Origin of the sequence: Cryobacterium zhongshanensis (genome assembly GCF_022760445.1) — a bacterium.
GTDB lineage: Bacteria > Actinomycetota > Actinomycetes > Actinomycetales > Microbacteriaceae > Cryobacterium > Cryobacterium algoricola.
In genome coordinates this window covers 544,812-569,090 of the sequence record NZ_JALGAR010000002.1, presented here as the reverse complement: position 1 = coordinate 569,090, position 24,279 = coordinate 544,812, and the positions used below count along the sequence as shown (strand labels likewise).

At 70.5% G+C, this 24,279-nt stretch carries 15 protein-coding genes; 7 read left to right on the top strand and 8 right to left on the bottom strand.

The features are described from left to right. Positions 1 to 154: 154 nt before the first annotated feature. A complete protein-coding gene (locus MQH31_RS11025; RefSeq protein WP_243012172.1) occupies positions 155 to 2,914 on the top strand; it encodes an ABC transporter ATP-binding protein in 2,760 nt (919 codons plus the stop codon). Between the two features lie 103 nt (positions 2,915 to 3,017). Here the strand turns inward: MQH31_RS11025 and MQH31_RS11020 are convergent, their stop codons facing one another. Together MQH31_RS11020 and MQH31_RS11015 are read right to left on the bottom strand one after the other, a co-directional pair. Beyond that, on the bottom strand, positions 3,018 to 6,173 hold the full coding sequence (locus MQH31_RS11020; RefSeq protein ID WP_243012081.1) for an alpha-mannosidase: 3,156 nt from the start codon (positions 6,171 to 6,173) through the stop codon (positions 3,018 to 3,020). Positions 6,174 to 6,339: 166 nt separating this feature from the next. Beyond that, positions 6,340 to 7,830, bottom strand: a complete 1,491-nt coding sequence (locus MQH31_RS11015; protein WP_243012080.1) for an MFS transporter — start codon at positions 7,828 to 7,830, stop codon at positions 6,340 to 6,342. Positions 7,831 to 7,887: 57 nt separating this feature from the next. Here MQH31_RS11015 and MQH31_RS11010 point away from each other — a divergent pair, with 57 nt between their 5' ends. Continuing rightward, positions 7,888 to 8,460 carry a TetR/AcrR family transcriptional regulator gene (locus MQH31_RS11010; protein WP_243012079.1) on the top strand — a complete coding sequence of 191 codons (573 nt, stop codon included), beginning with the start codon at positions 7,888 to 7,890 and terminating at the stop codon, positions 8,458 to 8,460. 79 nt (positions 8,461 to 8,539) lie between these two features. On the opposite strand, the gene MQH31_RS11005 is transcribed toward MQH31_RS11010, so the two are convergent. Continuing rightward, positions 8,540 to 10,390, bottom strand: a complete 1,851-nt coding sequence (locus MQH31_RS11005) for a phosphoenolpyruvate carboxykinase (GTP) (RefSeq protein WP_372488150.1) — start codon at positions 10,388 to 10,390, stop codon at positions 8,540 to 8,542. Between the two features lie 187 nt (positions 10,391 to 10,577). Here MQH31_RS11005 and MQH31_RS11000 point away from each other — a divergent pair, with 187 nt between their 5' ends. Continuing rightward, a complete protein-coding gene (locus MQH31_RS11000; protein ID WP_243012077.1) occupies positions 10,578 to 12,020 on the top strand; it encodes a helix-turn-helix transcriptional regulator in 1,443 nt (480 codons plus the stop codon). 143 nt (positions 12,021 to 12,163) lie between these two features. Continuing rightward, positions 12,164 to 12,646 (top strand): Lrp/AsnC family transcriptional regulator, encoded by a 483-nt coding sequence (locus MQH31_RS10995; RefSeq protein WP_134535230.1) that lies wholly within the window; start codon positions 12,164 to 12,166, stop codon positions 12,644 to 12,646. A gap of 5 nt (positions 12,647 to 12,651) precedes the next feature. Here MQH31_RS10995 and MQH31_RS10990 read toward each other — a convergent pair whose 3' ends face one another. Beyond that, complete coding sequence (locus MQH31_RS10990) at positions 12,652 to 15,573, bottom strand: aminotransferase (protein WP_243012076.1); 2,922 nt, start codon at positions 15,571 to 15,573, stop codon at positions 12,652 to 12,654. Between the two features lie 314 nt (positions 15,574 to 15,887). Next, complete coding sequence (locus tag MQH31_RS10985) at positions 15,888 to 16,517, bottom strand: TetR/AcrR family transcriptional regulator (RefSeq protein WP_243012075.1); 630 nt, start codon at positions 16,515 to 16,517, stop codon at positions 15,888 to 15,890. Between the two features lie 102 nt (positions 16,518 to 16,619). Between MQH31_RS10985 and MQH31_RS10980 the strand changes: the two genes are divergently transcribed. The 3 genes from MQH31_RS10980 (at position 16,620) to MQH31_RS10970 (ending at position 20,959) form a co-directional block, all read left to right on the top strand. Next, complete coding sequence (locus MQH31_RS10980) at positions 16,620 to 17,711, top strand: nitrilase-related carbon-nitrogen hydrolase (protein ID WP_243012074.1); 1,092 nt, start codon at positions 16,620 to 16,622, stop codon at positions 17,709 to 17,711. Beyond that, positions 17,708 to 18,784 (top strand): agmatine deiminase family protein, encoded by a 1,077-nt coding sequence (locus MQH31_RS10975; protein WP_243012073.1) that lies wholly within the window; start codon positions 17,708 to 17,710, stop codon positions 18,782 to 18,784. The genes MQH31_RS10980 and MQH31_RS10975 overlap by 4 nt, the downstream gene beginning before the upstream one ends. A gap of 393 nt (positions 18,785 to 19,177) precedes the next feature. Further along, on the top strand, positions 19,178 to 20,959 hold the full coding sequence (locus MQH31_RS10970; protein ID WP_243012072.1) for a hypothetical protein: 1,782 nt from the start codon (positions 19,178 to 19,180) through the stop codon (positions 20,957 to 20,959). Positions 20,960 to 21,121: 162 nt separating this feature from the next. Here MQH31_RS10970 and MQH31_RS10965 read toward each other — a convergent pair whose 3' ends face one another. The 3 genes from MQH31_RS10965 to MQH31_RS10955 all read right to left on the bottom strand — a co-directional run bounded on the left by MQH31_RS10965 (position 21,122) and on the right by MQH31_RS10955 (position 24,239). Then, positions 21,122 to 21,970 carry an SDR family NAD(P)-dependent oxidoreductase gene (locus MQH31_RS10965; protein ID WP_243012071.1) on the bottom strand — a complete coding sequence of 283 codons (849 nt, stop codon included), beginning with the start codon at positions 21,968 to 21,970 and terminating at the stop codon, positions 21,122 to 21,124. 107 nt (positions 21,971 to 22,077) lie between these two features. Next, a complete protein-coding gene (locus MQH31_RS10960; RefSeq protein ID WP_243012070.1) occupies positions 22,078 to 23,265 on the bottom strand; it encodes a thiolase family protein in 1,188 nt (395 codons plus the stop codon). A 176-nt stretch (positions 23,266 to 23,441) separates the two neighbouring features. Further along, positions 23,442 to 24,239 (bottom strand): TrmH family RNA methyltransferase, encoded by a 798-nt coding sequence (locus MQH31_RS10955; protein ID WP_243012069.1) that lies wholly within the window; start codon positions 24,237 to 24,239, stop codon positions 23,442 to 23,444. Positions 24,240 to 24,279 lie beyond the last annotated feature (40 nt).

Genomic DNA, 24,279 nt, shown 5'->3' with positions numbered 1-24,279 from the left:
GGTGAGTACCCCGATCAGTGACGCCAGCACGCCCGCCGAAACCGCAGCATCCGCCGGGCCCGCACCGGCACCGAAGCCGAAGCCGCGCAGCCGCCTCGGGCGACTCGGGCGCCGAACGGATGCCGCGACCGGGCCCCGCGCGACCTTCGGCCAGCTGCTCCCCTACCTTCTCGAGCACAAGAAGGTGCTCAGCGTCGTCGTCGTACTGAGCATCCTCGGGGCGCTCGCGAGCCTCGCCCAGCCGTTGCTGGTCAGCCAGGTCATCACCGTCGTGCAGCAGAACCAGCCGCTCGGCGCACTCGTCTGGGGACTCGTCGCGCTCGTCGTCGTGTCCGGGCTGATCAGCGGCTACCAGCACTACCTGCTCCAGCGCACCGGTGAGGGCGTCGTGCTCTCGAGCCGGCGCAAGCTGATCGGGCGGATGCTGCGCCTCCCGATCAGCGAGTTCGACACCCGCCGCACGGGCGACCTCGTCTCGCGGGTCGGCTCGGACACGACCCTGCTGCGCGCCGTGCTCACCCAGGGACTCGTCGAGGCGATCGGCGGCTCGCTCACCTTCCTCGGCGCGCTCATCGCGATGCTCGTGATCGACCCGGTGCTGCTCGGGCTGACCGTGCTCGTGATCGCGGCATCCGTCGTCACGGTCACACTGCTCTCGCAGCGGATCCGCGTCGCGAGCCGCGAGGCCCAGGAGAAGGTCGGCGACCTCGCCGCGAGCGTCGAGCGGGCGATCAGCGCGATCCGCACCGTGCGCGCCTCGAACGCGACCGAACGCGAAATCGCCGCCGTCGACGCCGACGCGACCGGCGCGTACAAGATGGGCCTGCAGGTCGCGAAGATCTCGGCCCTCGTCGTGCCGATCGCCGGCATCGCGATGCAGGTGTCCTTCCTCGTCGTGCTCGGCGTCGGCGGCTTCCGGGTCGCGAGCGGCCAGATCACGGTCGCGAACCTGATCGCGTTCATCCTCTTCCTGTTCCTGATGATCCTGCCGCTCGGCCAGGCCTTCGGCGCGATCACCTCCGTCAACTCGGCGCTCGGCGCCCTCGGCCGCATCCAGGAGATCATCGACCTGCCCGCGGAGGACCAGTTCGACCGCGACCTGTTCCCGCTCGCGATCACCGTCGGCGCCGCCAATGAATCGGTGCGGCCGGACGCCCCCGCGATCTCCTTCGAGAACGTGTTCTTCGGGTATGCGGCCCAGACTCCGGCAGCGGATGCCGCGGTGCCCGTCGACGCCGTAGGTGGCGGCGGCTCTGCCCCCGGGTCCGAAGTCGGGTCAGGAGTCGAGTCGGCTTATGAGAGCCTCCCCGCTGACGCCATGCCGAACGCGCTCGTGACGGCCCTCGTCGCTCCCGGCGTGATCGAGGCGATGCTCGCCGAACCCGACCTCGTCGACGCCGACCTTGCCGCGGCCGACCGCGCCGCAGCCGACCGGGCGGCCGTGGACCAGGCGCACGCCGAGCAGGCCGCCGCCCACCTGGCCGCAGCAGAGCACGCCGCCGCAACCATGGCCGCCGCGCGTCCCGCCGCCGCCCTCGCCGCGGAGTCCGCGGCTGCGGCGAACGCCTCCGCCCGGGCCGCCGCGACCGCAGCCACCTCAGCCGAGGCGGCCGCCGCGGCCTCGGCCGCGATGACCGCCGCGGTGTACGCCGCGGCCACCGGCACCGTGTCGATCGCCGCGGTCGCAGCGGCCACGGCGTTTGCCGCCCCGACGTCACCCCAGGCCGTCGACGCCGAGTTGCCCGGCCTGTCCGCCGCGGGCGATTCCGCGGCCGGCGCCCCGGCCGCCGCTTCCTCCGACGTTCCCTCATCCGACGTGGCCGTCGCGGACGTTTCGGAGACGTCGGGCCTCGTGGGCGCCTCGGCCGCCGACTCTGCGCCGGATGCCCCGGCTTCAGTCTCCGACCCGGTCGCAGGTTTTCCCCGCGGCGGGTCCGCCGACTCCAGTCCAGCCGTCGCCGCAGACCCCGACGGCAGTGCGGTCGGCGACCTCGGGTCCGACACCGTGGAAAGCGTCGGCACGGCCGCTGCGGTAACCGGGGCATCCGCGGTCACCCCGACGTCGAGCACGTCGTCCGATGACGGGCCCGACGACGGTACGCTCACCGCCCCGGCTCTCGGATCCGCGGACGGTGCCGCGTTGCCCAGTGCCGACGCCGGTCCGGCCGGCTCCGTCGACGGTGGGACCGATCCCGATTCGTCCGCCGACGCATCCGCCGACTCGTCCGGGCCGCGACCCGTGCTGCGCGGGGTGTCGTTCAGCGCTCCGCGCGGGCTGCGCACCGCGCTCGTCGGGCCGTCCGGCGCCGGCAAGAGCACCATTCTGGCGCTCATCGAACGGTTCTACGACCCGAACGCGGGCGTTGTCCGGCTGGGCGGGCTGGATATCCGCACCTTGGATCGCACCGCGCTGCGCTCGCAGATCGGCTACGTCGAGCAAGACGCCCCGGTGCTCGCCGGCTCGCTGCGCGACAACCTCGTGCTCTCGGCGCCGGACGCGACCGACGAGGAGTGCCTCGCCGTGCTGCACGCGGTCAACCTCGGCGAGGTGCTCGACCGCGACCCGGCCGGGCTCGGCGCGGCCGTCGGGGAATCCGGCGTGATGCTCTCCGGCGGGGAGCGCCAGCGGCTCGCGATCGCACGGGCGCTGCTCGCGGCGCCGCCGATCCTGCTGCTCGACGAGTCGACCTCGAGCCTCGACGGAGTCAACGAGCAGCTGATGCGGGCGGCGATCGACGCCGTCGCCGTCGACCGCACGCTCATCGTGATCGCGCACCGGCTGTCGACCGTCGTCGACTCCGACCAGATCGTGGTGCTCGACCACGGCAAGGTGATCGGGACCGGGACGCACTCCGAGCTCGCCGTGTCGACGCCGCTCTACCGCGAGCTCGCCAAGCACCAGCTGCTCGTCTAACCGCGCGGGCACATCGCGCCCGGCGCCCTCCTTGCCCCCTGACGAATTCGATGGAGTTTCTGCGTTTCCGGCACGTGGGAGGCCGGTTTCGGCCCGAAAAACCTCACGGCTCCATCGAATCCGTTCGGGGGTAGCGGAGGGTGAGGAGCTGGAACGGCCGCAACTCGAGGTCGACGGCGGGCCCGGTTTGCGCGAGCGGAAGTCCGGGCTCGGACAGCCGGCGTTCGAGCAGGTCGGTCGGGTAGGCATCCGCTGCCTCGAAACGGCGGATGACCCGGGCCCGCGCCCGGGACCCGTGCGCCTCGTAGATGCGCACGATCAGGTCCCCGCTGCGGTCCTCGGCGAGCTTGACCGCCTCGATCACCACGGCCGGGTTGTCGACCTCGAGGAGCGGGTCGATGCCGTCGTTCGCGACACCGGTCACAGTGCGGAGCGGGAGGTTGAGCCGGTAGCCCTCGGTGATCGCGTCGGCGATGGTCGCGCCCGGGCGCACCGCGAGGCGGAACGAGTGCCGTCCCTGGTCGGCCCCGGGATCGGGGAAGAGCGCCGCGCGCAGGAGCGACAGCCGCACGGTCGTCGTGGCGCGGCCGCCGACATCCGTCGAACGGCCGATGTCGTGCCCGTAGGTCGAGTCGTTCGCGACCGCCACCCCGTAGCCGGCCTCGCCGACGTGCACCCACCGGTGCGCGCAGGTCTCGAAACGGGCGGTGTCCCAGGAGGTGTTCGCATGCGTCGGGCGGTAGACGTGCCCGAACTGGATCTCCGAGGCGGCCCGCTCGGCGTGCACGTCGAACGGGAACTCGATCTTCAGGAGCTTCTGGCGTTCGTGCCAGTCGACGTCGAAGACGAGGTCGAGCGTCGGGGAACCGGCGGCGAGGGTGATCTCCTCCACGAGGCGGGAGGCGCCGAAGACGCGGGTCACCCGCACGCAGGCCTCGGCGGGCGTGTCGGTCACGACCTCGACCGACCCCGCGGCATCGAGCGGAACGCTTGCGCGCTTGTAGTGGGCGTCGATGTCCCAGGCGTCCCACTGGGTCGGGGTGTCCCGGTGCAGCAGCAGCCGGTTGCCGCGCGTGCCCGAGGGGATGAGCTCCCGGTCGGCGACGAGGTCGCGCAGGGAGGCGACCAGTCCCTCGGCGTCGATCGTGGCGCTGACGAGGGCGTTGGCGAGCACGAGCAGGCCGGACGCGGTGCGGGTCACGGTCGCCGGGGCATCCGCCGGACCGTTCTCGTCGGCCGCGGAGGCGCCGAAGGCCGGCATGCCGTGCAGCGCGTAGGGGCCCGCATTGAGCGACACCGTGCGGTCGCCGGCGCCGCAGAGAGCGGTCACGGCTGCCGCGATAAGTCCCCCGAGGTCGCGCGCGACCTCCGCGTAGTGCCGTTCGGCCTCCTGGTGCACCCACGCGATCGAGGAGCCGGGCAGAATGTCGTGGAACTGCTGGAGCAACACGGTCTGCCAGGCTCGCTCGAGCGCCTCGTATGGGTAGGCGGCCCCGGTGCGGATGCTCGCGGTCGACGCCCAGAGCTCGGCTTCGCGCAGGAGGTGCTCGCTGCGCCGGTTGCCGCGTTTGGTGCGGGCCTGCGAGGTGTAGGTGCCGCGGTGGAATTCGAGATAGAGCTCGCCGGACCAGATCGGCGCCTCGGGGTATTCGTCCTCCGCGGCCTCGAAGAACCGGCGGGGCGTGGAGAGCTCGACCGTCGGGGACCCCTCGAGCGAGGCGGTCCGACGGGCGGCCGCGATCATCTCGGCCGTCGTCCCGCCCCCGCCGTCGCCCCAGCCGAAGGGGACGAGCGAGGTATTGGCCATGCCTTTCTCGGAATATTGGGCCTCTGCGCGGGCGAGGTCTGCGCCGGAGAGGTCGGAACTGTAGGTGTCGACGGGCGGGAAGTGTGTGAAGATGCGGGTGCCGTCGATGCCCTCCCACCGGAAGGTGTGGTGCGGCATCGGGTTCGTCTCGTTCCAGGACGACTTCTGGGTGAGGAACCAGCGCGATCCCGCCGCCGCGATGATCTGCGGGAGCGCCGCGGAATAGCCGAACGAGTCCGGCAGCCAGACCTCGAGCGGCTCGATCCCGAACTCCTCGAGGAAGAACCGCTTGCCGGCGACGAACTGCCTGGCGAGGGATTCCCCGCCCGGCATGTTCGTGTCCGACTCGACCCACATCCCGCCGACGGGCACGAAGGCACCCGCGGCGACCTGCGCCCGCACCCGGTCGAACAGTTCCGGGTAGTGCTCCTTGAGCCAGGCATACTGCTGGGCGGATGACGCGGCGAACGTGAATCCGGGATACTCCTCGGTAAGGGCCAGCACGTTCGAGAAGGTTCGGGCTACCTTGCGCACGGTCTCCCGCACGGGCCAGAGCCAGGCGCTGTCGATGTGGGCGTGCCCGACCGCGTGCACCCGGTGCGCGCTCGCGGCGGCGGGCGGCGCGAGCGCGGGGGCGAGCACCGCACGGCCGGCCGCCGCAGTGCCGGAGACGGCGTCCGGGTCGAGCACGTCGAGGCAGCGCTCGAGGGTGCGCAGGATGTCCGCCGCCCGCGTCGATCCCGGGGGCAGGGCGCGGCGCAGCCCGTCGAGGGTGAGGACGTCCTGCAGCAGTTCCCAGACCTGGTCGTCCCGGAGCGCGAGGTCGAGCTGCTGTAACCGGTAGAGGGGCTCGGTGCCGGCCGTGGCCGGGTCGCCGTTCCGGGTCGGCACGAACGTGAAACCCGCGGTGACGTCGGGGTTGGCGGCGGCCTCGACGTAGAAGTCGACGGCTCCAGGGCCGCCCGCGTCGTCCGAGGTGTCCGGGGCGCTCGGCGCGTCCGCGGCGTCAGAGATGACAGGAGTATCCGATGATCGCGGCGTTAGGAGCGCGAGGGGCAGGGTCCGGTTGCGCGGCGCGATGCCCTTGATCACGGTGCCCGTCGCGGTCCACGCGATGCCCTCCGCCTGGAAGCCCGGGGCCGCGTCGGAAAAGCCGAGGTCGACGACGGCCTCAATCCGGGTGCCGGGCTGCCCGGCCCAGTCCGCCGGGATCGTGCCGGTCGCGTGGAACCAGACCGTTCCCCAGGGGCGGCCCCATGCCTCGCCGAGGGCGAACGGGGTGTAGGACTGCCGGACGGCCTCGACGAAGGTCGCCGGGGCATCCGTCACCGGAGCCGTCGACACCCAGGCCGAGACCTGCAGCGGCACGGCCGCGCGGTACACGGCTGGCAGCAGCCGTTCGCGCAGGAACCGGTCGATGCGCTTCTGGATCAGTGCGGCCTCGTCGTCCATGCCAGCATCCTACGACCGCCGGCGGGGGCTAACTCAGGAGATCCGCACCGGCCAGTCCGGAACGCCGCACTGTTCCGCGGCCCCGGCGGAGTATCCCGGCAGATCTCCTGAGTTAGCCCCGCGCGGTCGCCGTGAGGCCGAGCGCGCGGTGGACACGGAGGGCGGGTCAGCCCAGGTGCACGATCTCGGGGGCGCCGACGAGGTCCGCCTTCGAGTGCTTGATCATGAAGAACGAGATCGGGGCGGCAAGCAGGATCAGCCCGGCCGCCCAGAGGAACGCGACCGAATACCCGCTCACGAACGCGTCGAGCTGAACGGTCGGCGTCGCGGGGTTCGAGGACAGGTAGCTCGAGATCGCGGCGGTGTACAGGGCGGTGAACAAGGCGGTGCCGATCGATCCGCCGATCTGCTGCGTCGCGGAGACGGCGGCACTGGCCACGCCGGCGTCGTGCGCGTCGATGCCGGCGAGGGCGACGTTCTGCAGCGGCACGAAGATGGCTGCGAGTCCGATGCCGAGCAGGATGACGCCCGGCAGCACGCGCAGGACATAGTCGTCCTGGACAGTGACGAAGGACAACCAGGCGAGCCCGGCGGCGGCGATGACCGGGCCGATCGTCAGGGGCAGGCGCACGCCGACCTTCGGCAGGATGCCGGAGAGCGCGGTCGCGCAGACCATGATGGTCGCGGTCATCGGGAGCGAGGCGAGCCCGGAGCGGAGCGGCGAGTAGCCGAGCACGATCTGGAAGTACAGGGTGAGGAAGAAGAGCCCGCCGAGGAGACTCGCGCCGGTGAGCAGCGAGACCAGGAACGCGCCGCCGCGGACCCGGTCGGTCACGACCCGAAGCGGAAGCAGCGGGTTCGTCGCCCGGGCCTCGACGATGACGAAGGCCACGAGCAACACGACGCCGAGGGCGAGGAAGCCGATCGTCTCGACCCGCCCCCAGCCGTTCTCCGCCTGGCTGAAGCCGTAGACGAGGGACGCGAGGCCGGCGACGATGAGGATCACGCCGGGCAGGTCGTAGCGGGTGTTTCCGTGCGCACGACTCTCGTGCATCAGCGGGATCGCGGCGAGGATCGCGACGAGGGCGATCGGCACGTTGACGAGCAGGCACCAGTTCCAGCTGGTGAACTCGGTGAGCACGCCGCCGAGCACGAGGCCGACGGCCGCTCCACCGCCGCCGATCGCGCCATAGACGGCGAAGGCCTTGATCCGGTCCTTGCCACCGGGGAAGGTGATCGTGAGGATCGCGAGCGAGGCCGGGGCGAGCAGGGCGGCGAACGCGCCCTGAAGTCCGCGGGAGATCAGCAGCTGGGTGGTGGTGTCGGCGAGGCCACCGATCATGGATGCCAGCGCGAAGCCGGCCATTCCGACGAGGAAGGAGCGCTTGCGGCCCCAGTAGTCGGCGATGCGACCGCCGAGCAGGAGGAGGGAGCCGAAGGCGAGCGCATAGATCGTGACGACCCAGGTGCGGTCGCCGTCGCTCATGGCGAGGGCGATCTGGGCCTTCGGCAGGGCGATGTTGACGATGGTTCCGTCGAGCACGACCATGAGCTGGGCGAGCGCGAGAACGGCGAGGAGCCACCAGCGGCGCGGGTGCGACGCGGGATCGGACAGGGGCGGGGTGGAGAGGGAGACAGCAGGAGCGGGGGAACTCATCGAGACAGAAATCCTATTCAAACGAACTAGTTGGTTGGGATAGGTATGATCTTAGTCATGAGAAGTGACGGCGAAGCGACCCGCGACCGAATTCTCGATGCCGCCCAGGCCGAGTTCGCCCGGTACGGCCTGGCCGGCGCCCGGGTCGACCGCATCGCCACGGCCGCGAAGGCGAGCAAGGAGCGCCTCTACGCCTACTTCGGCGACAAGGGCTCCCTGTTCACCGCCGTGCTCGAGGTGAACCGGCGCGATGTGATGGCCGCCATCCCGATGGACACGAACGACCTGCCCGGCTTCGTCGGCCGGGTCTTCGACCACGTCGTCGAGTACCCCGAGCACTCGCGGATGCTCGACTGGGCCAGGCTCGAAGGCGCCGCCGCGCTGTTGCCGACGACCACGGAATGGCGCAACGGCCCGGAGGCGGCCGCGATCGCAGCAGCCCAGGCCCGCGGCGAGATCGACCCCAGTTGGGATCCGGAAGACCTCGTCACCCTCGTCTTCTCGCTCGCGACCTCGTGGGTGCACTCCCCCGGGGTGTTCCCGGCCCCGGGAGCCGAGCCGGCGGAATCCGTGCGCGACCGCCGCCGTGCCGCAGCGATCGCCGCCGCCCGCAAACTCATCGCCCCCTGAGCCCGGGTCCCCGAACGGTCGCGACGACACCGTCGCGACCGAGTGAGCGGATGCCGCGGGCCGGCCCCGCGGACCGCCCTTATCCCTTGAGGTGGTAGCGCACGCTCGCGAGTTCGGCGAGCAGCGCAGCGGGGACCCGGTCGCCGAATTGGGCGAAGTAGTCCTCGGTGAGATCGCACTCGGCGAGCCAGCTCGTCCTGTCGATGTGGAACAGCTGCTCTACGGTCTCATCGGCGAGGTCGAGACCGCCGAGGTTGAGGGCGCCCGCGGCGGGGAGGCGCCCGATCGGGGTGTCGACGGCATCCGTCGACCCTTCGATGCGGCGCACGATCCACTCGATCACCCGCGAGTTCTCGCCGAAGCCGGGCCAGAGGAAGCTGCCGTCCGCGCCCTTGCGGAACCAGTTGACCTGGAAGATCTCGGGGGCCCTGCTGCCGAGTCCCTTGCCGACGCGCAGCCAGTGCGCCCAGTAGTCGGCCATGTTGTAGCCGCAGAACGGGAGCATCGCGAACGGGTCGCGGCGGAGTTCGCCGACGGTACCCTCTGCGGCGGCGGTCTTCTCCGAGGAGATCGTCGCGCCCATGAAGACACCGTGCTTCCAGCTGCGGGCCTGGGCGACGAGCGGCACGTTCGTGGCGCGCCGCCCGCCGAAGAGGATGGCGTCGATGGGGACGCCACCGGCTGCCTCCCAGTCGTCGGAGATCGAGGGGCACTGGGCCGCGGCGACCGTGAAGCGGGAGTTCGGATGGGCGGCCGGGGTCGGCGACGAGGGCGTCCAGTCGTTGCCCTCCCAGTCGATCAGGTGGCTCGGCGGGGTCTCGGTGAGGCCTTCCCACCACACGTCGCCGTCGTCGCGAAGGGCGACGTTCGTGAAGATCGTGTTGCCCCAGACGGTCTGCACCGCGGTCGGGTTGGTCTCGACGCCTGTGCCGGGGGCAACGCCGAAGAAGCCCGCCTCCGGGTTGATCGCCCACAGGCGCCCGTCGGGGCCGGGCCGGAGCCAGGCGATGTCGTCGCCGATCGTCTCGACGGTCCAGCCGGGGATGGTCGGGCGCAGCATCGACAGGTTGGTCTTGCCGCAGGCGGAGGGGAAGGCGCCGGCGAGGTGCACCGCGCGTCCCTCCGGCGAGGTCACCTTGATCAGGAGCATGTGCTCGGCGAGCCAGCCCTCATCGCGGGCCATCACCGACGCGATCCGCAGCGCGAACGACTTCTTCGAGAGCAGCGCGTTGCCGCCGTAGCCCGAACCGTACGACCACACCTCGCGGGTCTCGGGGAACTGGACGATGTACTTGGTGTCGTTGCAGGGCCACGTGACGTCCGGGCGGGTCTCGCCCGCGGCATCCGTGAGCGGGTAGCCGACGCTGTGGATGGTCTGCACCCAGCGGGCGCCGGCCTCGATCAGCTCGAGCACGGCATTGCCCATGCGGGTCATGATGCCCATGTTGAGCACGACGTACGGCGAGTCGGTGATCTCGACGCCGAGCTGGGAGATCGGGCCGCCGAGCGGGCCCATCGAGAACGGCACGACGTACATCGTGCGGCCGCGCATGCTGCCGGCGAAGACGGCGCGGAGCTCGTCTTTCATCGCGGCGGGGTCGGCCCAGTTGTTGGTGGGGCCCGCATCTTCCGGGTCGGTCGAGCAGATGAAGGTGCGGTCCTCGACCCGGGCGACGTCGGTCGGGCTCGTGCGGGCGAGGTAGCTGTTGGGGCGCCACTCGGGGTTGAGCTTGATGAGCTTGCCCTCGGCGACGAGCTGCTTGGAGAGTTCGTCGGCCTCCCGGCTCGACCCGTCGCACCAGACCACTTCGTCCGGCCGGGTCAGCCGGGCGATGGAATCAACCCAGGACTGGAGGTTCGGGTCCGTGGTACCGGCGGTGTCGTCGGAATCGCTCCCGCTGGATGTGACTCGGAAGTGGGCGATGGTCATCTCCTGGCCTTTCTCGGTATGGCGTGTGCAGCGGATGCCTGCGGTCGTGTCGGAAGCATCCGCCCGGCTTGTCGTCGGTGACATTCGGTGCGTAACTTTGTGCTGCAGAACCAGAATGCGCGCGATTTTCGAGGATGAACCAAAAAACTCTTGTTAAGAATCAGGCTTCTTTAGATATTGTTAAGGAATGCCGACTCGAGCCTCCGACCTCGTCACCCTGGGACTGCGCATCCGCCACTATCGCGGCGAGCGCGGCCTCACCCTCGATCAACTCGGCGAGAGGGTCGGGCTGGCCGGCAGCCAGCTGTCGCTCATCGAGAACGGCAGGCGAGAGCCGAAGCTGTCGATCCTGCAGGACGTCGCGACGGTGCTCGGCGTTCCGATCGCCGACCTGCTCAACGGCGAGGCGCCGAACAAACGGGCCGCGCTCGAGATCGAACTCGCGCGCGCTCAGAAGAACCCGCTCTACGGTGCGCTCGGCTTGCCGGAGGTCAAGGTCACCAAGGGGATGCCGGTCGCGGCCCTCGAGTCGCTCATCGGGCTGCACCGGGAGCTGGCGCGGCGCGCGAGCGAGGCGATCGCGACGCCGGAGGAGGCGCGCCGGGCGAACACCGAGCTGCGCGAGCTCATGCGCGAGCAGAACAATTACATGCCCGACATCGAGCAGCTGGCCGAGGACCGGGTGCGGGCGTCCGGCCATGTCTCCGGAGCTCTCACCCACCGCGAGGTGAGCGTGATGGCCGAACAGCTCGGCTTCAGCCTGATCTACGTCAACGACCTGCCGAACTCGACCCGCTCGGTGACCGACCTCGTCAACCACCGGATCTACCTCCCGCCGGCGTCGATCCCCGGCGGTCATGGGCTGCGGTCGATGGCGCTGCAGGCGATGGGGCACCGGCTGCTCGGTCATGAGCGGCCGGCGAGTTACGCCGAATTCCTCTGGCAACGGCTGCAGATCAACTATTTCGCGGCCGCGTGCCTGATGCCGCCCGCCGCGTCGGTCGCGTTCCTCGCGCGCGCGAAACGCGAGCGCGAGCTCTCGGTCGAGGACTTCCGCGACGCCTTCGGCGTGACCCACGAGGCTGCGGCACTCCGCCTGACCAATCTCGCGACCTCGCACCTCGACATGCCGCTGCACTTCCTCAGGGTCAACGGTGACGGCGCCCTGCAAAAAGGCTACGAGAACGATGGCCTGCCGCTGCCGGTCGACGTCACGGGTTCAATCGAGGGCCAGTTCGTCTGCAAGCAGTGGAGCGCCCGCAGCGCCTTCACGCACACCAACCGCACCACGGAGTTCTACCAGTACACCGACACACCGGTTGGAACCTTCTGGTCGGCGACCCAGACCGGCGCGGCGGATGGGGGCGAGTTCTCGATCAGCGTCGGGGTGCCGTTCGTGCACGCCAAGTGGTTCCGCGGTCGCGAGACCGTCCAGCGGGCGGTGTCGCGCTGCCCCGACGAGTCCTGCTGCCGCCGCCCCGCCTCCGACCTGGCCGCACACTGGGCAGGCCACGCCTGGCCGAGCGCGCGACTGCACGCCCACGTGCTCTCGCCCCTGCCGAGCGGCACCTTCCCCGGCGTCGACGACACCGAGGTCTACGAGTTCCTCGAGGCCCACGCCACCAGCTGACCCGCGAGGTGTCCCGAAACCGCCCTGCGCATCGAGGGAGAGGCCTCGCACCTGGTGATCCATCCGCTCACGCAGCAGAGCGACGGACGTGCGCTACCGTCGTACGAGACGTTCGTACCACGTTCACACGACAGGGGGAATCCATGGCAGACAACGACGCCGAAGCGGTGCTACCCGATGACGGGCTCGATGCGATCGATCGGTCTCTGATCGTGGCTCTCCAGGCCGATGGACGAATGACGTACGCGGAGTTGGGCGCAGAGGTCGGACTCTCGGCCGGCGGGGCTCGTCTTCGTGTGCGCCGGCTGGAGGAACGTGAGATCGTCCAGGTCGTCGGGGTGACCGACCCGCTCAAGCTGGGGTACGAGCGCATGGCGATGCTGCACCTGTCGGTTGAGGGCGACGTGCGCGCAGTCGCTGATGCAATCGGCGCCTTGGAAGGAGTCATCTATCTGGTCATCGGTGCGGGCTCCTACGACCTGCTGGTCGAGGTCATCGCCGTCAACGCTGACGCACTCCTCGAATTGATCAACGGGCGCATCCGCACGATCCCGGGAGTCTCACGCTGCGAGACGTTCTCGTATTACAACATCCACACCCATCGGTTCACGTGGGGCACGAGATAGCCGGATCAACGTCTGCTCCGTGCGGACAGGACCCGATCGAGTGCCTCGACAAAGAAGTCGACGCTCTCGGTCGTGATGTTCAGCGGCGGTTTGATCTTGAGCACGTTCTTGTAGTCTCCGGTCGGCTGGACAATGCAGCCTTCACGCAGCAGCTCCTCGCAGATCTCGGACGCTTCGGCTGAGGCAGGTTCGAGGGTAGCAAGGTCGCGTACGAGCTCGACGCCCAGATACAGGCCCAACCCGTGCACAGCGCCGATGATGTCGTGCTGGCCCTGCAGTGTGAGGAGCTTGGCTTTCAGGTCGCCTCCGACAGTGCGCGCGTTCTCCTGCAGGCCTTCGTCGCGGAGGATGTCGAGCACGGTCAGCCCGACGACGCAGCTGACCGGGCTTCCACCGGCAGAGGAGAACAGGCTGCCCTCTTCGGCGAATTTCTCGGCGATGTCACGCCGCGTGATCACGGCGCCGACCGGCTGCCCATTGCCCATGCCCTTGGCAATCGTGATGATATCCGGGGTGACCCCCTGCTGTTCGACCCCCCAGAAATACTCTCCGAGGCGACCGTATCCGACCTGCACCTCGTCCGAAATGGTGAGCCCGCCTCTGGATCTCACCTTCTCGAAAACACCGGCCAGGTATCCGTCCGGCAAGAGCACTCCCCCGGCATTTCCGAAGACCGGTTCCCCGATGAAGGCCGCAAGACCGGTTCCTGCGTCATCGAGTACTCCGAGCCGGGCTTCGAGATCGTCCAGGTAGCGGGCAGCTGAATCGGCGCCGCGGTGTGTGCCGCGGAAGGGATGGGGCGCATCGATGACGTGCACCCAGTCCGGCCGGGTTTCCAGCGCACGCGGGTTGTCTCCGATGGAGGATGAAACGGCGTCTGCGCCCACGGTCCAGCCGTGGTACGCCTCCTGGAAGGCGAGGACGGCATCATTCCCGGTGTAGGTCTTCGCCAGCCGCAACGCGAGATCGACCGCTTCGCTGCCGCTGTTCACCAGGAAGACGGTGTCCAGACCTTCTGGCGCCAGGGCCACCAGCCGTTCCGTGAATCGCGGCAACGCACTGTAGTTGAAACGGGAGTTGGTGTTCAGCAGCGACCATTGATTACTCACGGCTTTGACCAACCGGGGATGGGCGTGTCCGGTCAGTGCGACGTTGTTCACCAGGTCGAGATAGCACTGAGCGTGCACGTCGATGAGGTGTTCCCGCCAACCGCGTTCAATTTCCGGCGGCTCCGTGTAGTAGTGCTCCTGGACTTCGGCGAACGTCGAGATACGCCGCTCGAGGACATCCGCGGACAGCGGTTCAGGTGCGGCAAGGTCGATGCCGAGAAGCGGGGAGGGGTCGGGGCAGACGCGCTGCCAGATCTCGGCTTCAGCGGGAGTAGCGAAGAAGGCTGGGCGGATGCCCGCTAGCCGTGACAGTTGGACCCTGACGTGGACGGGAGCTTCGGACCGTGCCGTGCCCGCGCGTGCCGCGCCGATGCGCTGCCCTGCGCTGACGTGACCCGGCGCCAGGGGTTCGAGTCCGACGAGCCAGATCTCATACCCGCTCGCTTCCAGCACCAGTGCGTCGTCCTCGACGCGCACGACGCCGTCGACCGGCGCCGAGAAGACCGTTCCGGGTGCAGTCACCACCTCGACGCCGAGCGCCAGCGTCGCGGTTTCCCCGGTGTGATGCAGCTTCGCGCGCGTCAACCGGTACTCGCCGTAGCGCGTGACGGCTGTGCCTGATGTTCGGACGACCGCCGCGGCGAGGACGGCCTCGGAATCGGGGCGCAGCCAGATCCCGTCGCTGAGTTCCGGGTTGGTGACGGAGAAGTCCAGGACGGACAGCGAGGCGGCCGGGAGGAGGAGGCCCTCGGGGCGTTCGATGACGCTATGCCGATCGAGGCGCACGCGAGCTCTGATCAACGCGCACATCTGCTGAGCGTCAAGGCCCTCAGCGACTTCGAATGCGATCCATTCGTGGTCACGATTCTCAGACGCATAGTGGTTCGCGTCGTCAACGGCGACCTGCTGCTCGCCGCTGACGACGAGGACGCAGGTTCTGAGGACGATGAGGCCCCAGAGCGCAGCGAGCTCGTCGTCGGTCAACGGCGTATGGGTGACGAACGCGGCGATCGTCTCGAGGATCATCAACGGTGTTCGCGGGTTGTGGTGAAGGATGGATGCGCAGGTGACGGCCAGTTCGGCGACAACCCAGCTGTCGGCGATGTCGCCGAAGTCGATGACACCGAGGTCGATGACACCGAGCGGGCTGCCGTGCCGGGTGACGACATTGTCATCGGTGATGTCACCGTGGATGGGCTGCGATCGGAGCTTATCGCTGAGCGGTTCCAGCACCGCCTGTGCTCGCGCCGCGGCCACTCGAACACGCTCCCGGCGACCAGGGTCGGGCACATGCGGCAGATACATCTGCACGACCTGCGTCGCGATCCGGAGATTCCATTGGGTGATTCGCTCGGTGCCGGGGTGGACGAATGCTTCGAGGGAGGCGGCGAGACGGCCGGCCGTGTGGCCCAGGGAGCGGGCTTCCGCGACGGTGAGAGCGCCGCGACCGGTGAGCGCATCCCCTTCGACGAAGCTCAGGAGTCGGACGTGGAGGTCGACGTCGCCGACATGAACGATCCGGATCGCGGCTCCCTCGTGTGACGGGACGCTCCGAGGAACGTCGATTCCGGCCAGGCTCACCCGTTCGGCGGCAGCATCCTGAGCCTCGAGCTCCTGGGCGGAGAACTCTGGATTGGAGAATTTGAGGAGCCAACGCGTGTCGCCGTCGTCGATGAGGAAATTGCGGTCCTGTTGACTTCCCAGTTCGGTGAGCTGTCCGGTCACGTGGAAGAGATCCCTGGCGACGGCCGTCGCGTCGTGTTCCGTGACGGCGGGCCTGGGGAGAGAGGGAGTGGAGAAGAAGTTGTAGTTCGTCATTGGGGCGTTTCAGCCGATCCGTGTGATTGTCCTGTGGGTGAACTCGTCGATGGCGAATCGTACGCCTGCGCGACCGTGTGCTGGTGTCTTGATTCCGCCGAAGGGAGGGTCAATCCATGGCGTCAGTATTCCATAAATGTCATTGATTCAGTCGCTTTGGTGATAAATCATTAGCTTGATGTTTATTTGCATGATTTTTGCACACCAGTGGAGGGGCGACCCTGTGGCTTCGTCGTCGAACGCGACGATCCCCTGGAATGGGACAGAAGATCCCCTCACGGAGGACCGGTGAGCGGATGCCGGGGCGCGTCGGCTCAGGCGAATGCGGGGGCGAGAGCGCCGGCCGGGAGGCCGAGCTCGTGCTCGGCGACGGTGCGCACGAGGTCGCGCTGGCCGCGGGCGTCGCCGTAGCGCACGACCGCGTGCGCGTTGATTCCGTCGATGATCGCGAGCAGCTGCCAGGCCAGCGCGCCGCTGTCGGCGACGGCGAACTCGCCGCGCGCAGAACCTCGGTTCAGGAGGGCCACCAGGAACACCTGCCAGGCATCCATCTGCACGCCGACCTCGCGGGCCAGGGCGATGTTGCGGCGCCCGACGCTCCAGGCGTCGAGCCAGACGGTGGTCACGGCGCTGCGATCCGGGCCCAGGAGCGTGTCGATCAGCGCGCGCAACGCCTCGACGGAACTCGGGAGCGCGGACAACTCCCGGGTGATCTCCGCGAGCTCGGCGCCGGCGATCGAGCCGAAGGTCTTCGCGACCAGGGCCTCCGTGCTCGGTTCGTAGTGGCTGACCAGGGCGGGGGTCACGCCGATCCGGGCCGCGATCGAGCGCAGGGTGATCGCGTCGAGGCCGTCGTAGCGGGCGATCTCGCGCGCGGTGCGGGCGATCTCGGCGGCGCGCTCGACGCCGGTCCTGCGCTTGGTCCGGCTCGGAAGGGTTGACATCGCACCTCAGTGTATATAGTTTTGCCTCGAGCTTATTGATCAAGTGATCAACTGGCTCGATATCCTTCCTTCGACCGCCGTTCCGGCCCCCCAGGAGACGCCTTGCAGCTCATCATCGCCCCCGCCGCCCCGCCGCTGACCCGGGTCACCGACGCCGCACCCACCGCCGGCAGCGCCGCCGGCACATCCGCGGCCCACCCGACAGCGGCCCCCGCCGGCCCGCTCCGGGTCGGACTCGTGCAGCACCGCTGGCACGCGGACGACGCGGTCCTCCGCGCCGAACTCGCCGAGGGCATCCGCCTCGCCGCCGAGGCCGGCGCCCGGATCGTGTTCCTCCCGGAACTGACCCTCCGCAAGTACCCGGGCAACCGGCGTGCGACCGGCGTGCCCAAGCAGGGCGCCGAGGACCTGCTCACCGGGCCGACGTTCGCCTTCGCCGCCGAGCAGGCCCGTGCGCACGGCGTCGTCGTGCACGCCTCCCTGTTCGAACGGCCCGATGCGGCCGACCGCCCGGACGACCCGCGCGGCTACAACACCGCGATCATCGTCTCCCCCTCCGGCGAACTGCTCGGCCGCACCCGCAAGCTGCACATCCCGGTGACCGAGGGCTACTACGAGGACACCTACTTCCGCCCGGGGCCGCCGGAAGACGCCTACCCCGTCTACGCACCGGCCGAACTGGGCGGCGCGCGCATCGGCCTGCCGACCTGCTGGGACGAGTGGTTCCCCGAGGTCTCCCGCCTCTACGGCCTCGCCGGGGCGCAGATCCTCGCCTACCCGACCGCGATCGGCTCCGAACCGGGCTTCCCCGCCTTCGACACCCAGCCGATCTGGCAGCACGTCATCGTCGGCAACGGCATCACGAGCGGCCTGTTCATGGTCGTGCCCAACCGCTGGGGCGACGAGGGCGACCTGACCTTCTACGGCTCCTCGTTCATCTCAGACCCCTACGGGCGGATGCTGGTCCAGGCCCCCCGCGACGAGTCGGCCGTGCTCGTGGCCGACCTCGATCTCGCCCAGCGGGCCGAGTGGCTGACCCTGTTCCCGTTCCTGGGCACGCGCCGGCCCGACAGCTACGGACGCCTGACCGCCCCGGTCGAGCCGGGGCATCCGTTCGGTGCGGACGCCGACCCGGGCACGGGCACGGGTACGACGGCGACGACTGTGCCTGCGGGATCGGCGACTCGCCCATGACGTGGCGGATGCCCGCGGAGACCGCGTCTCAGGAGCGGGTCTGGATGGCGTTCCCCTCCGGCGGTTACACGCTCGGCGACACGGCGGCCGAGGCGGAGGAGGCGCGCAGCACCTGGGCGGCCGTCGCCCATGCGGTGCTCGAGTTCGAGCCGGTGACCATGGTGGTCGACCCCGGCGGGAACACCGGGAACCTGGGAAACACCCGAAGTACCAGGAGCATCGCCGAGGCTCGGGCCGAGGCCGCGCGGCATCTCTCCGCCGAAGTCGACGTGATCGAAGCCCCGCTCGACGACGCGTGGATGCGCGACATCGGGCCGACGTTCGTGCTCGATCCGGCCGGGCGGCTCGGCGCGGTCGACTGGATCTTCAACGGCTGGGGCGGCCAGGACTGGGCGAGCTGGGGCCGCGATGCCGGCATCGCCGCCCTGGTGACCCGCGCGACGGGGGCGGTCCCGGTGTCCTCGCTGCTCGTCAACGAGGGCGGCGGCATCCAGGTCGACGGGGAGGGCACCGTCATCGTCACCGAGACCGTGCAACTCGACCCGGGCCGGAACCCGCACGCCACCCGGGCCAGGGTCGAGGCCGAACTCGCCCGCACGATCGGGGCGACGCAGGTGATCTGGTTGCCGCGCGGCCTCACCCGCGACCAGGCCCGCTTCGGCACCCGCGGGCACGTCGACATCGTCGCCGCGATCCCCGCGCCCGGCACCCTCCTGGTGCACGCGCAGAACGACCCGGCGCATCCCGATTACGCCGTGTCCCGTGAGCTGCGCGCGGTGCTCGCGGCGTCGACGGATGCCGCCGGCCGGCCCTGGACGATCATCGACCTGCCCGCGCCCGCCCGGCTCACCGACGCGGAGGGCTTCGTCGACTACAGCTACGTGAACCACCTCGTGGTCAACGGCGGCGTGATCGCGTGCGGCTTCGGCGAGCCCCGGGCGGATGCCGCGGCCCGGTCGATCCTCGAGGACGCCTACCCGGGGCGGAAGGTGGTGACCGTGGACGCGCGGCCGCTCTTCGCCCGCGGCGGAGGCATCCACTGCATCACCCAGCAGCAGCCCGCGACGGGGTAACGCGCCGCAATGGCTGGCGGTGAGGCTGTCGGCGCAGCTAGGGTATGGGTGGGCGCGTGATCTTCCCCCTGTTCTGGGGTCGGTCGCACGGCCGACCACACCCATCTATCACTACGTAACCTTTCGTCGGAAGGTCTGTCGTTCGCCCCAGCGGCTGATTCGATTTTCCAGACGGTGCCGGTCCCCTCGCAGCGCTGCCTGCGGGCCCGTCCCGTCCGTTCGACTGCCGACTTCACGGTCCCGAAACCTCGGTCGGCTGAGCACCCCGACGAAGCGGTGACGTCGAAGCGAGAAACGCGGACCCACCGTGACCCACCCGACACCCGATACACCTGTACCCGATTCCTTCGACCGGCCCCTGACCAACGGCGCCGAACGAGCGGGAGATCTCGCGTGAGCGCCGCAGGCGATTTCCGTGATGTCGAACGCGAGGCCCTGCTGCGCCGCAGCCAGCGGTCGGCCGCACGCACGGCTGGGAAGAATCCGCCGGCCGCACGCGTGACCCAGCCCGCGACCGGGTCCTCAGCCGTCGTCCGGCTGGGGCGCAGCGTTGCGATCACATTCAACCCGGCGCTCCTGAGCGCAGCCGAACGGAGCCGGTTCAGCCGGCACATGAATGCCCGGGTGTCTCCCGGAAAGGGCGTGCTCTCGAACGCGGAGTACTACGCCCAACAGGCGTTCATCGACGTCGCCCAGATCTCGGTACCCACGGTGAGCGGCCGGGACAATGTGGACTGGGTGCTCAAGCGGGGAGACGGCAGCACCGAGGTCGTCCCGGACTTCGTGGCCAGGGCCGTCCAGCCTCGGGAAACCGGGTACGCGGGTGCAGCTGCTGCGACTGTGCCCACGCCCGTTGCTGTACCGCTTGCCCCTCTGCCGGCCGCGGTCCAGGCCGCGCCGCCGGTCACCGCGCCGCTCAGTGGCGCGCTGTCTGCTGCCGCACCGCTCGCCGGCCCACTGTCCATCGCCGCACCGCTGTTTGCCGCACCACCGGTGGCGGCACAGCCGGCGCGATCCGACGCATCCGCTGCCGCTCTGGCTCTCGCCGCCGCGGCAGAGACCGCGGTCGCTCAGGCGGTAGCGGCGCAAGCGGCCGCCGTGCACGCGGAGGCGGCGCAGCTCGAGGCGGCACGGGTCGCCGCCACTCAGACCGCGGAAGCACGAGCAGCAGCACACCGTGCGGCCGAGCAGGCCGAGGCGGCGCAGGCTGCGGCTGCGGAGGTCGCCGTGGAGCAATCCGCGCGGGTGCACGCGGCCGCAGCACAAACGGCAGCCGCGCACGCTGCCGCACAGGTCGCGTCCGAGCACGCCGCAACCGCCCAAGCGGCTGCCGCCCAAGCCGCGACAGACGCCGCAGAACAGTCAGCGGCGCAGGCCGCAGCCGAGCAGGCCGCCGCCGCTGAGCGATCAGTCGCAGAGCAGGCCGCACGGTCACACGCTGCCGCCCAGGCCGCAGCACAAGCCGCCGCCGAACAGGCCGCAGCCGCGACAGCACACGCCGCATCAGCATACGCATCGACATTCGCGCGGACGGTGCAGGTGCCGGTGCCGCTGGCCGGCCCGTCACGACTGCCCGCGCCGCCGGAGCCGGAACCGTCGGCCGTGGTGCGGTCCGCGGCGGAGTCCGCCGCACGCGTGGCGGCCCAGCGCGCACCCCAGGCTTCCCTGACCCGGTCGACGCGCGTGCCGGCGGCGCCCGTGCCGGGAGGGCCGATCGTGCCGAGCTACGTCGGTGCTGTCACGGGCTCGCAGATGCTCCGCGCCGAACGGGACCGGGCCAGGGAAATCCTGGCAAGGGCGACCGCACTGCGGGTGCAGACCGGTCACAAGAGCACCGGCCCCAACTACCGCGCTGCTCTCATCTCGGAGAACCGGGCGCGCACGAAGTTCTTCGACCTGAATGCCCAGACCGAGCAGGCCACCGCCCGCGAGGCCCGCATCGAGTACGCCGCCGCGCGCAGTTCGCTGACGGAGGGCACCGAGAACTACCGGCTCGAGTATGAGGCGCAGCTCACGGCGCTGGCCTCGGGCGTGGTACTGCCGAGCCTGACGGACCGGATCGCGGCCGCCGAGGCGATCGTGCAGCGCCAGGACGAGGCGGCCGCGCTCGCGACGGACTCCGCGGAGCGCTGGGCGGCCGGTGCCGCCCAGCGGAAGGTCAACCACACCGAGTAGACGCCGGGCCGCGGGTCCGGGCGCCGCGAGCCTGCGTCACCGCTGTCGCCGACCGCACCGTCCGCGAGTTGGTCGGGTGCCCACCGGTCGCGGCCGATGCGGGCGCCCACCGGTGGCACCGCACCGCACCGGTCAGCACGGGTCGGTGCGGGGCAGTGCCGGTCAGCCGGGCGGCATCCGGATTCCGCCGTCGAGACGGATCGTCTCGCCGTTGAGCATCGGGTTCTCCACGATGTGCCGCACGAGCGCGGCGAACTCGCTGGGGTCCCCGAGCCTGGCCGGGTGCGGAACCTGCGCGGCGAGCGATTCGCGCACGGTCGCCGGCATGCCCTGCAGCATCGCGGTGTCGAAGACGCCGGGCGCGATCGACACGACCCGGATCTGCGAGCGCGCAAACTCCCGGGCGAGCGGCAGCGTCATCGCCGCGACCCCGCCTTTCGACGCCGCGTACGCCGCCTGCCCGACCTGCCCGTCGAAAGCGGCGACGGATGCCGTCGTCACGATCACCCCACGCTCGGCGGTCCCGCCTCCCCCGGCCCCACCACCCGCGCCGGGACGGGCACCGGCGCCGGCCCCGGAGCCGGACCCGAGGCCGATGCCCCGGGCGTCGATCGGCTCCGAGGCGAGCATCGCGGCCACCGCGAGCCTGATCACGTTGAACGTCCCGGTGAGGTTCACCCGGATCACTCGCTCGAAGTCGTCGAGCGGAAGAGGGCCGTCCCGGCCGACCGTGCGGTCCGCCGGAGCGATTCCCGCGCACGTCACGACGATGCGCAGTGGCGCCATCGACACGGCCGCCTCGACGGCGCTGTGCACATCGCCCGCGCTCGTGACGTCGCCGGCGACGAAACGCGCCCGGTCCCCGAGGGCGGACACGATGGCGGCCCCGGGCGCGCCGGGCAGGTCGAGGAGCACGACGGCCGCCCCGGCCGCGTGCAGTGCCGTTGCGGTGGCCAGCCCGAGGCCGGAGGCGGCCCCGGTCACAAGTGCGGAGCATCCGTCGATGCGCATCTCAGAACCTTTCGAGAGGAATCGCCCGATGCGCCGGAGGGCGGGCCGGGGCGCTGGATCGGAGGAATGCGCGAACATGCCGCGCGCGGCATCCGCTGCCGGTCATCTCAGAGCCTCTCGATGATCGTGGCGTTGGCCATGCCGCCGCCCTCGCACATGGTCTGCAGGCCGAAGCGGCCACCGGTGCGCTCGAGGGTGCCGAGCAGGGTGCCGAGAAGGCGGGTGCCGGAGGAGCCGAGCGCGTGGCCGAGCGCGATCGCGCCGCCTGCCGGGTTGAGACGCGCGGGGTCGGCGCCGAGTTCGCGCGCCCAGACGAGCGGCACGCAGGCGAAGGCCTCGTTGACCTCGTAGGCGTCGAGGTCGTCGAGGTCGAGGCCGGAGCGGGCGAGGATGCGCCGGGTCGCCGGGATCACGCCCGTGAGCATCAGGAGCGGGTCGCTCCCGGTGACGGCGAAACTGTCGAACCGCGCTCGCGGGGTGCAGCCGAGCTCGGCGGCGCGGGCGGCGCTCATGATCAGTACCGCGGAGGCGCCGTCGGTGAGCGGGGAGGAGTTGCCGGCGGTGGTGTGCCACTCGAGGTCGGGGAACCGGGCGGCGAGGGCGTCGGTGCGGAACGCCGGCGGCAAGGCGGCGAGACCCGCCGCGGTCGTGCCGGGACGGACGGTCTCGTCGGTGGTGACGGTCGAGCCGTCGGGGAGCCGGACCGGGACGAGCGCGCGGTCGAAGTCTCCGCGGCCGATCGCATCCGCTGCGAGGAGGTGCGACCGGGCCGCGTACTCGTCGAGTTCGGTGCGGGTGAGGCCCCAGCGGCGGGTGATCAGCTCGGCGGAGACGCCCTGGCCGACGAGACCGCTCGGGTAGCGCTCGTGCAGGAGCCGCCCGGACGGGTCCTGACCCGCGCGCAGGGACGAGCCGAGCGGAACCCGGCTCATCGACTCGACGCCGCACGCGATCACGATGTCGTAACTGCCGGCGATCACGCCCTGGGCGGCGAAGCTCGCGGCCTGCTGGCTGGAACCGCACTGCCGGTCGATCGTCGTGCCCGGAACCGATTCGGGGAAACCCGCGCTGAGCAGCGCGGTGCGGGTCACGTTGTAGCCCTGCTCGCCCGCCTGCGTGACGCAGCCGCCGATCACGTCGTCGACGAGCGCGGGGTCGAGGTCGTTCCGGCGCACCAGTTCGGCGAGCACCCCGGCGAGCAGGTCCGCCGGGTGCATCCCCGCCAGAGCGCCATTCGGCTTGCCCCGCCCGGACGGGGTGCGCACGACATCGATGATCACGGCCTCGTTGCTCATGCCGACAGCCTAGGCCCGTCGGTGCTGTTCCGAATTCAGGAGTTGAGGTCCGGAACGGCACCGACGGGACCGGACTGCCGCACTGCTCCGGGGCCGCCCCTGCCGCAGCCGCCTCAACTCCTGAATTCGGCACAAGCCAGGGGCAGAGGAACGGGCGGGCGGATGCGCGGCGCGGGTCAGGCGGAGAGCGCCCACATCGCGACGGCGCTGGCCGCGGCCACGTTGAGGGAGTCGATGCCGTGCTTCATCGGGATCTGCACGACGCTGTCGGCTGCGGCGAGGGCGTCCTCGGTGAGGCCCTCGCCTTCGGCGCCGAGCAGCAGGGCCAGCTTGTCGTGCTCGCGACCGTCGAAGTCACGGAGGCTGACGGCATCCGCCCGGAGGGCGAGCGCGGCGACGTGGAAGCCGTGCCTCGACAGCAGGGCGCGGGTGCTGGTCCAGTCGCCGGCGCGGGTCCACGGCACCTGCAACACCGTGCCCATCGAGACGCGGATGGCGCGGCGGTAGAACGGGTCGGAGCAGCGCGGCGTGACGAGGATCGCATCCGCCCCGATCGCGCCGGCGGAGCGGAAGATCGCGCCGACGTTGGTGGGGTCCGACACGTTCTCGAGGATGACGACGCGCCGGGCGCCGGCGAGCAGGGTGTCGGCGTCGGGCAGGGCGGGCCGGTTCATGGCCGCGATCAGGCCGCGGTGCAGGATGTACCCGGTCAGCTCGGCGAGGAGCTCCCCCGGCCCGACGAACACCGGTACGTCCTCGCCGACGAGCGCGCGGGCCTCGTCGACCGTGTTGCCGAGCGCGAGCACGGAGCGGGGCCGGTGGCCGGCCCGGAGCGCCCGCTCGAGCACGAGCGCCGACTCCGCGATGTACAGGCCGTGCTCGGTTCCGCGGGCCTTCTTCAGGGCGACGTCGGTGACGTGGGCGTAGTCAACGAGCCTCGGGTCGTCGAGGTCCGTGATCTCGATGACGGGCATCCGTTCAGTCTACGAGCCGCGCAGTGGGCGAAACCACGGG

Excerpts from the sequence above, each read along its gene's own strand:
- MQH31_RS10995 (WP_134535230.1), top strand. The coding sequence starts at position 12,164 with ATGGCAGACAACGACGCCGAAGCGGTGCTACCCGATGACGGGCTCGAT.
- MQH31_RS11010 (WP_243012079.1), top strand. The coding sequence starts at position 7,888 with ATGAGAAGTGACGGCGAAGCGACCCGCGACCGAATTCTCGATGCCGCC.
- MQH31_RS11015 (WP_243012080.1), bottom strand. The coding sequence starts at position 7,830 with ATGAGTTCCCCCGCTCCTGCTGTCTCCCTCTCCACCCCGCCCCTGTCC.
- MQH31_RS11000 (WP_243012077.1), top strand. The coding sequence starts at position 10,578 with ATGCCGACTCGAGCCTCCGACCTCGTCACCCTGGGACTGCGCATCCGC.
- MQH31_RS10985 (WP_243012075.1), bottom strand. The coding sequence starts at position 16,517 with ATGTCAACCCTTCCGAGCCGGACCAAGCGCAGGACCGGCGTCGAGCGC.
- MQH31_RS10965 (WP_243012071.1), bottom strand. The coding sequence starts at position 21,970 with ATGCGCATCGACGGATGCTCCGCACTTGTGACCGGGGCCGCCTCCGGC.
- MQH31_RS10960 (WP_243012070.1), bottom strand. The coding sequence starts at position 23,265 with ATGAGCAACGAGGCCGTGATCATCGATGTCGTGCGCACCCCGTCCGGG.
- MQH31_RS10955 (WP_243012069.1), bottom strand. The coding sequence starts at position 24,239 with ATGCCCGTCATCGAGATCACGGACCTCGACGACCCGAGGCTCGTTGAC.
- MQH31_RS10990 (WP_243012076.1), bottom strand. The coding sequence starts at position 15,573 with ATGACGAACTACAACTTCTTCTCCACTCCCTCTCTCCCCAGGCCCGCC.
- MQH31_RS11020 (WP_243012081.1), bottom strand. The coding sequence starts at position 6,173 with ATGGACGACGAGGCCGCACTGATCCAGAAGCGCATCGACCGGTTCCTG.
- MQH31_RS10975 (WP_243012073.1), top strand. The coding sequence starts at position 17,708 with ATGACGTGGCGGATGCCCGCGGAGACCGCGTCTCAGGAGCGGGTCTGG.
- MQH31_RS11005 (WP_372488150.1), bottom strand. The coding sequence starts at position 10,390 with ATGACCATCGCCCACTTCCGAGTCACATCCAGCGGGAGCGATTCCGAC.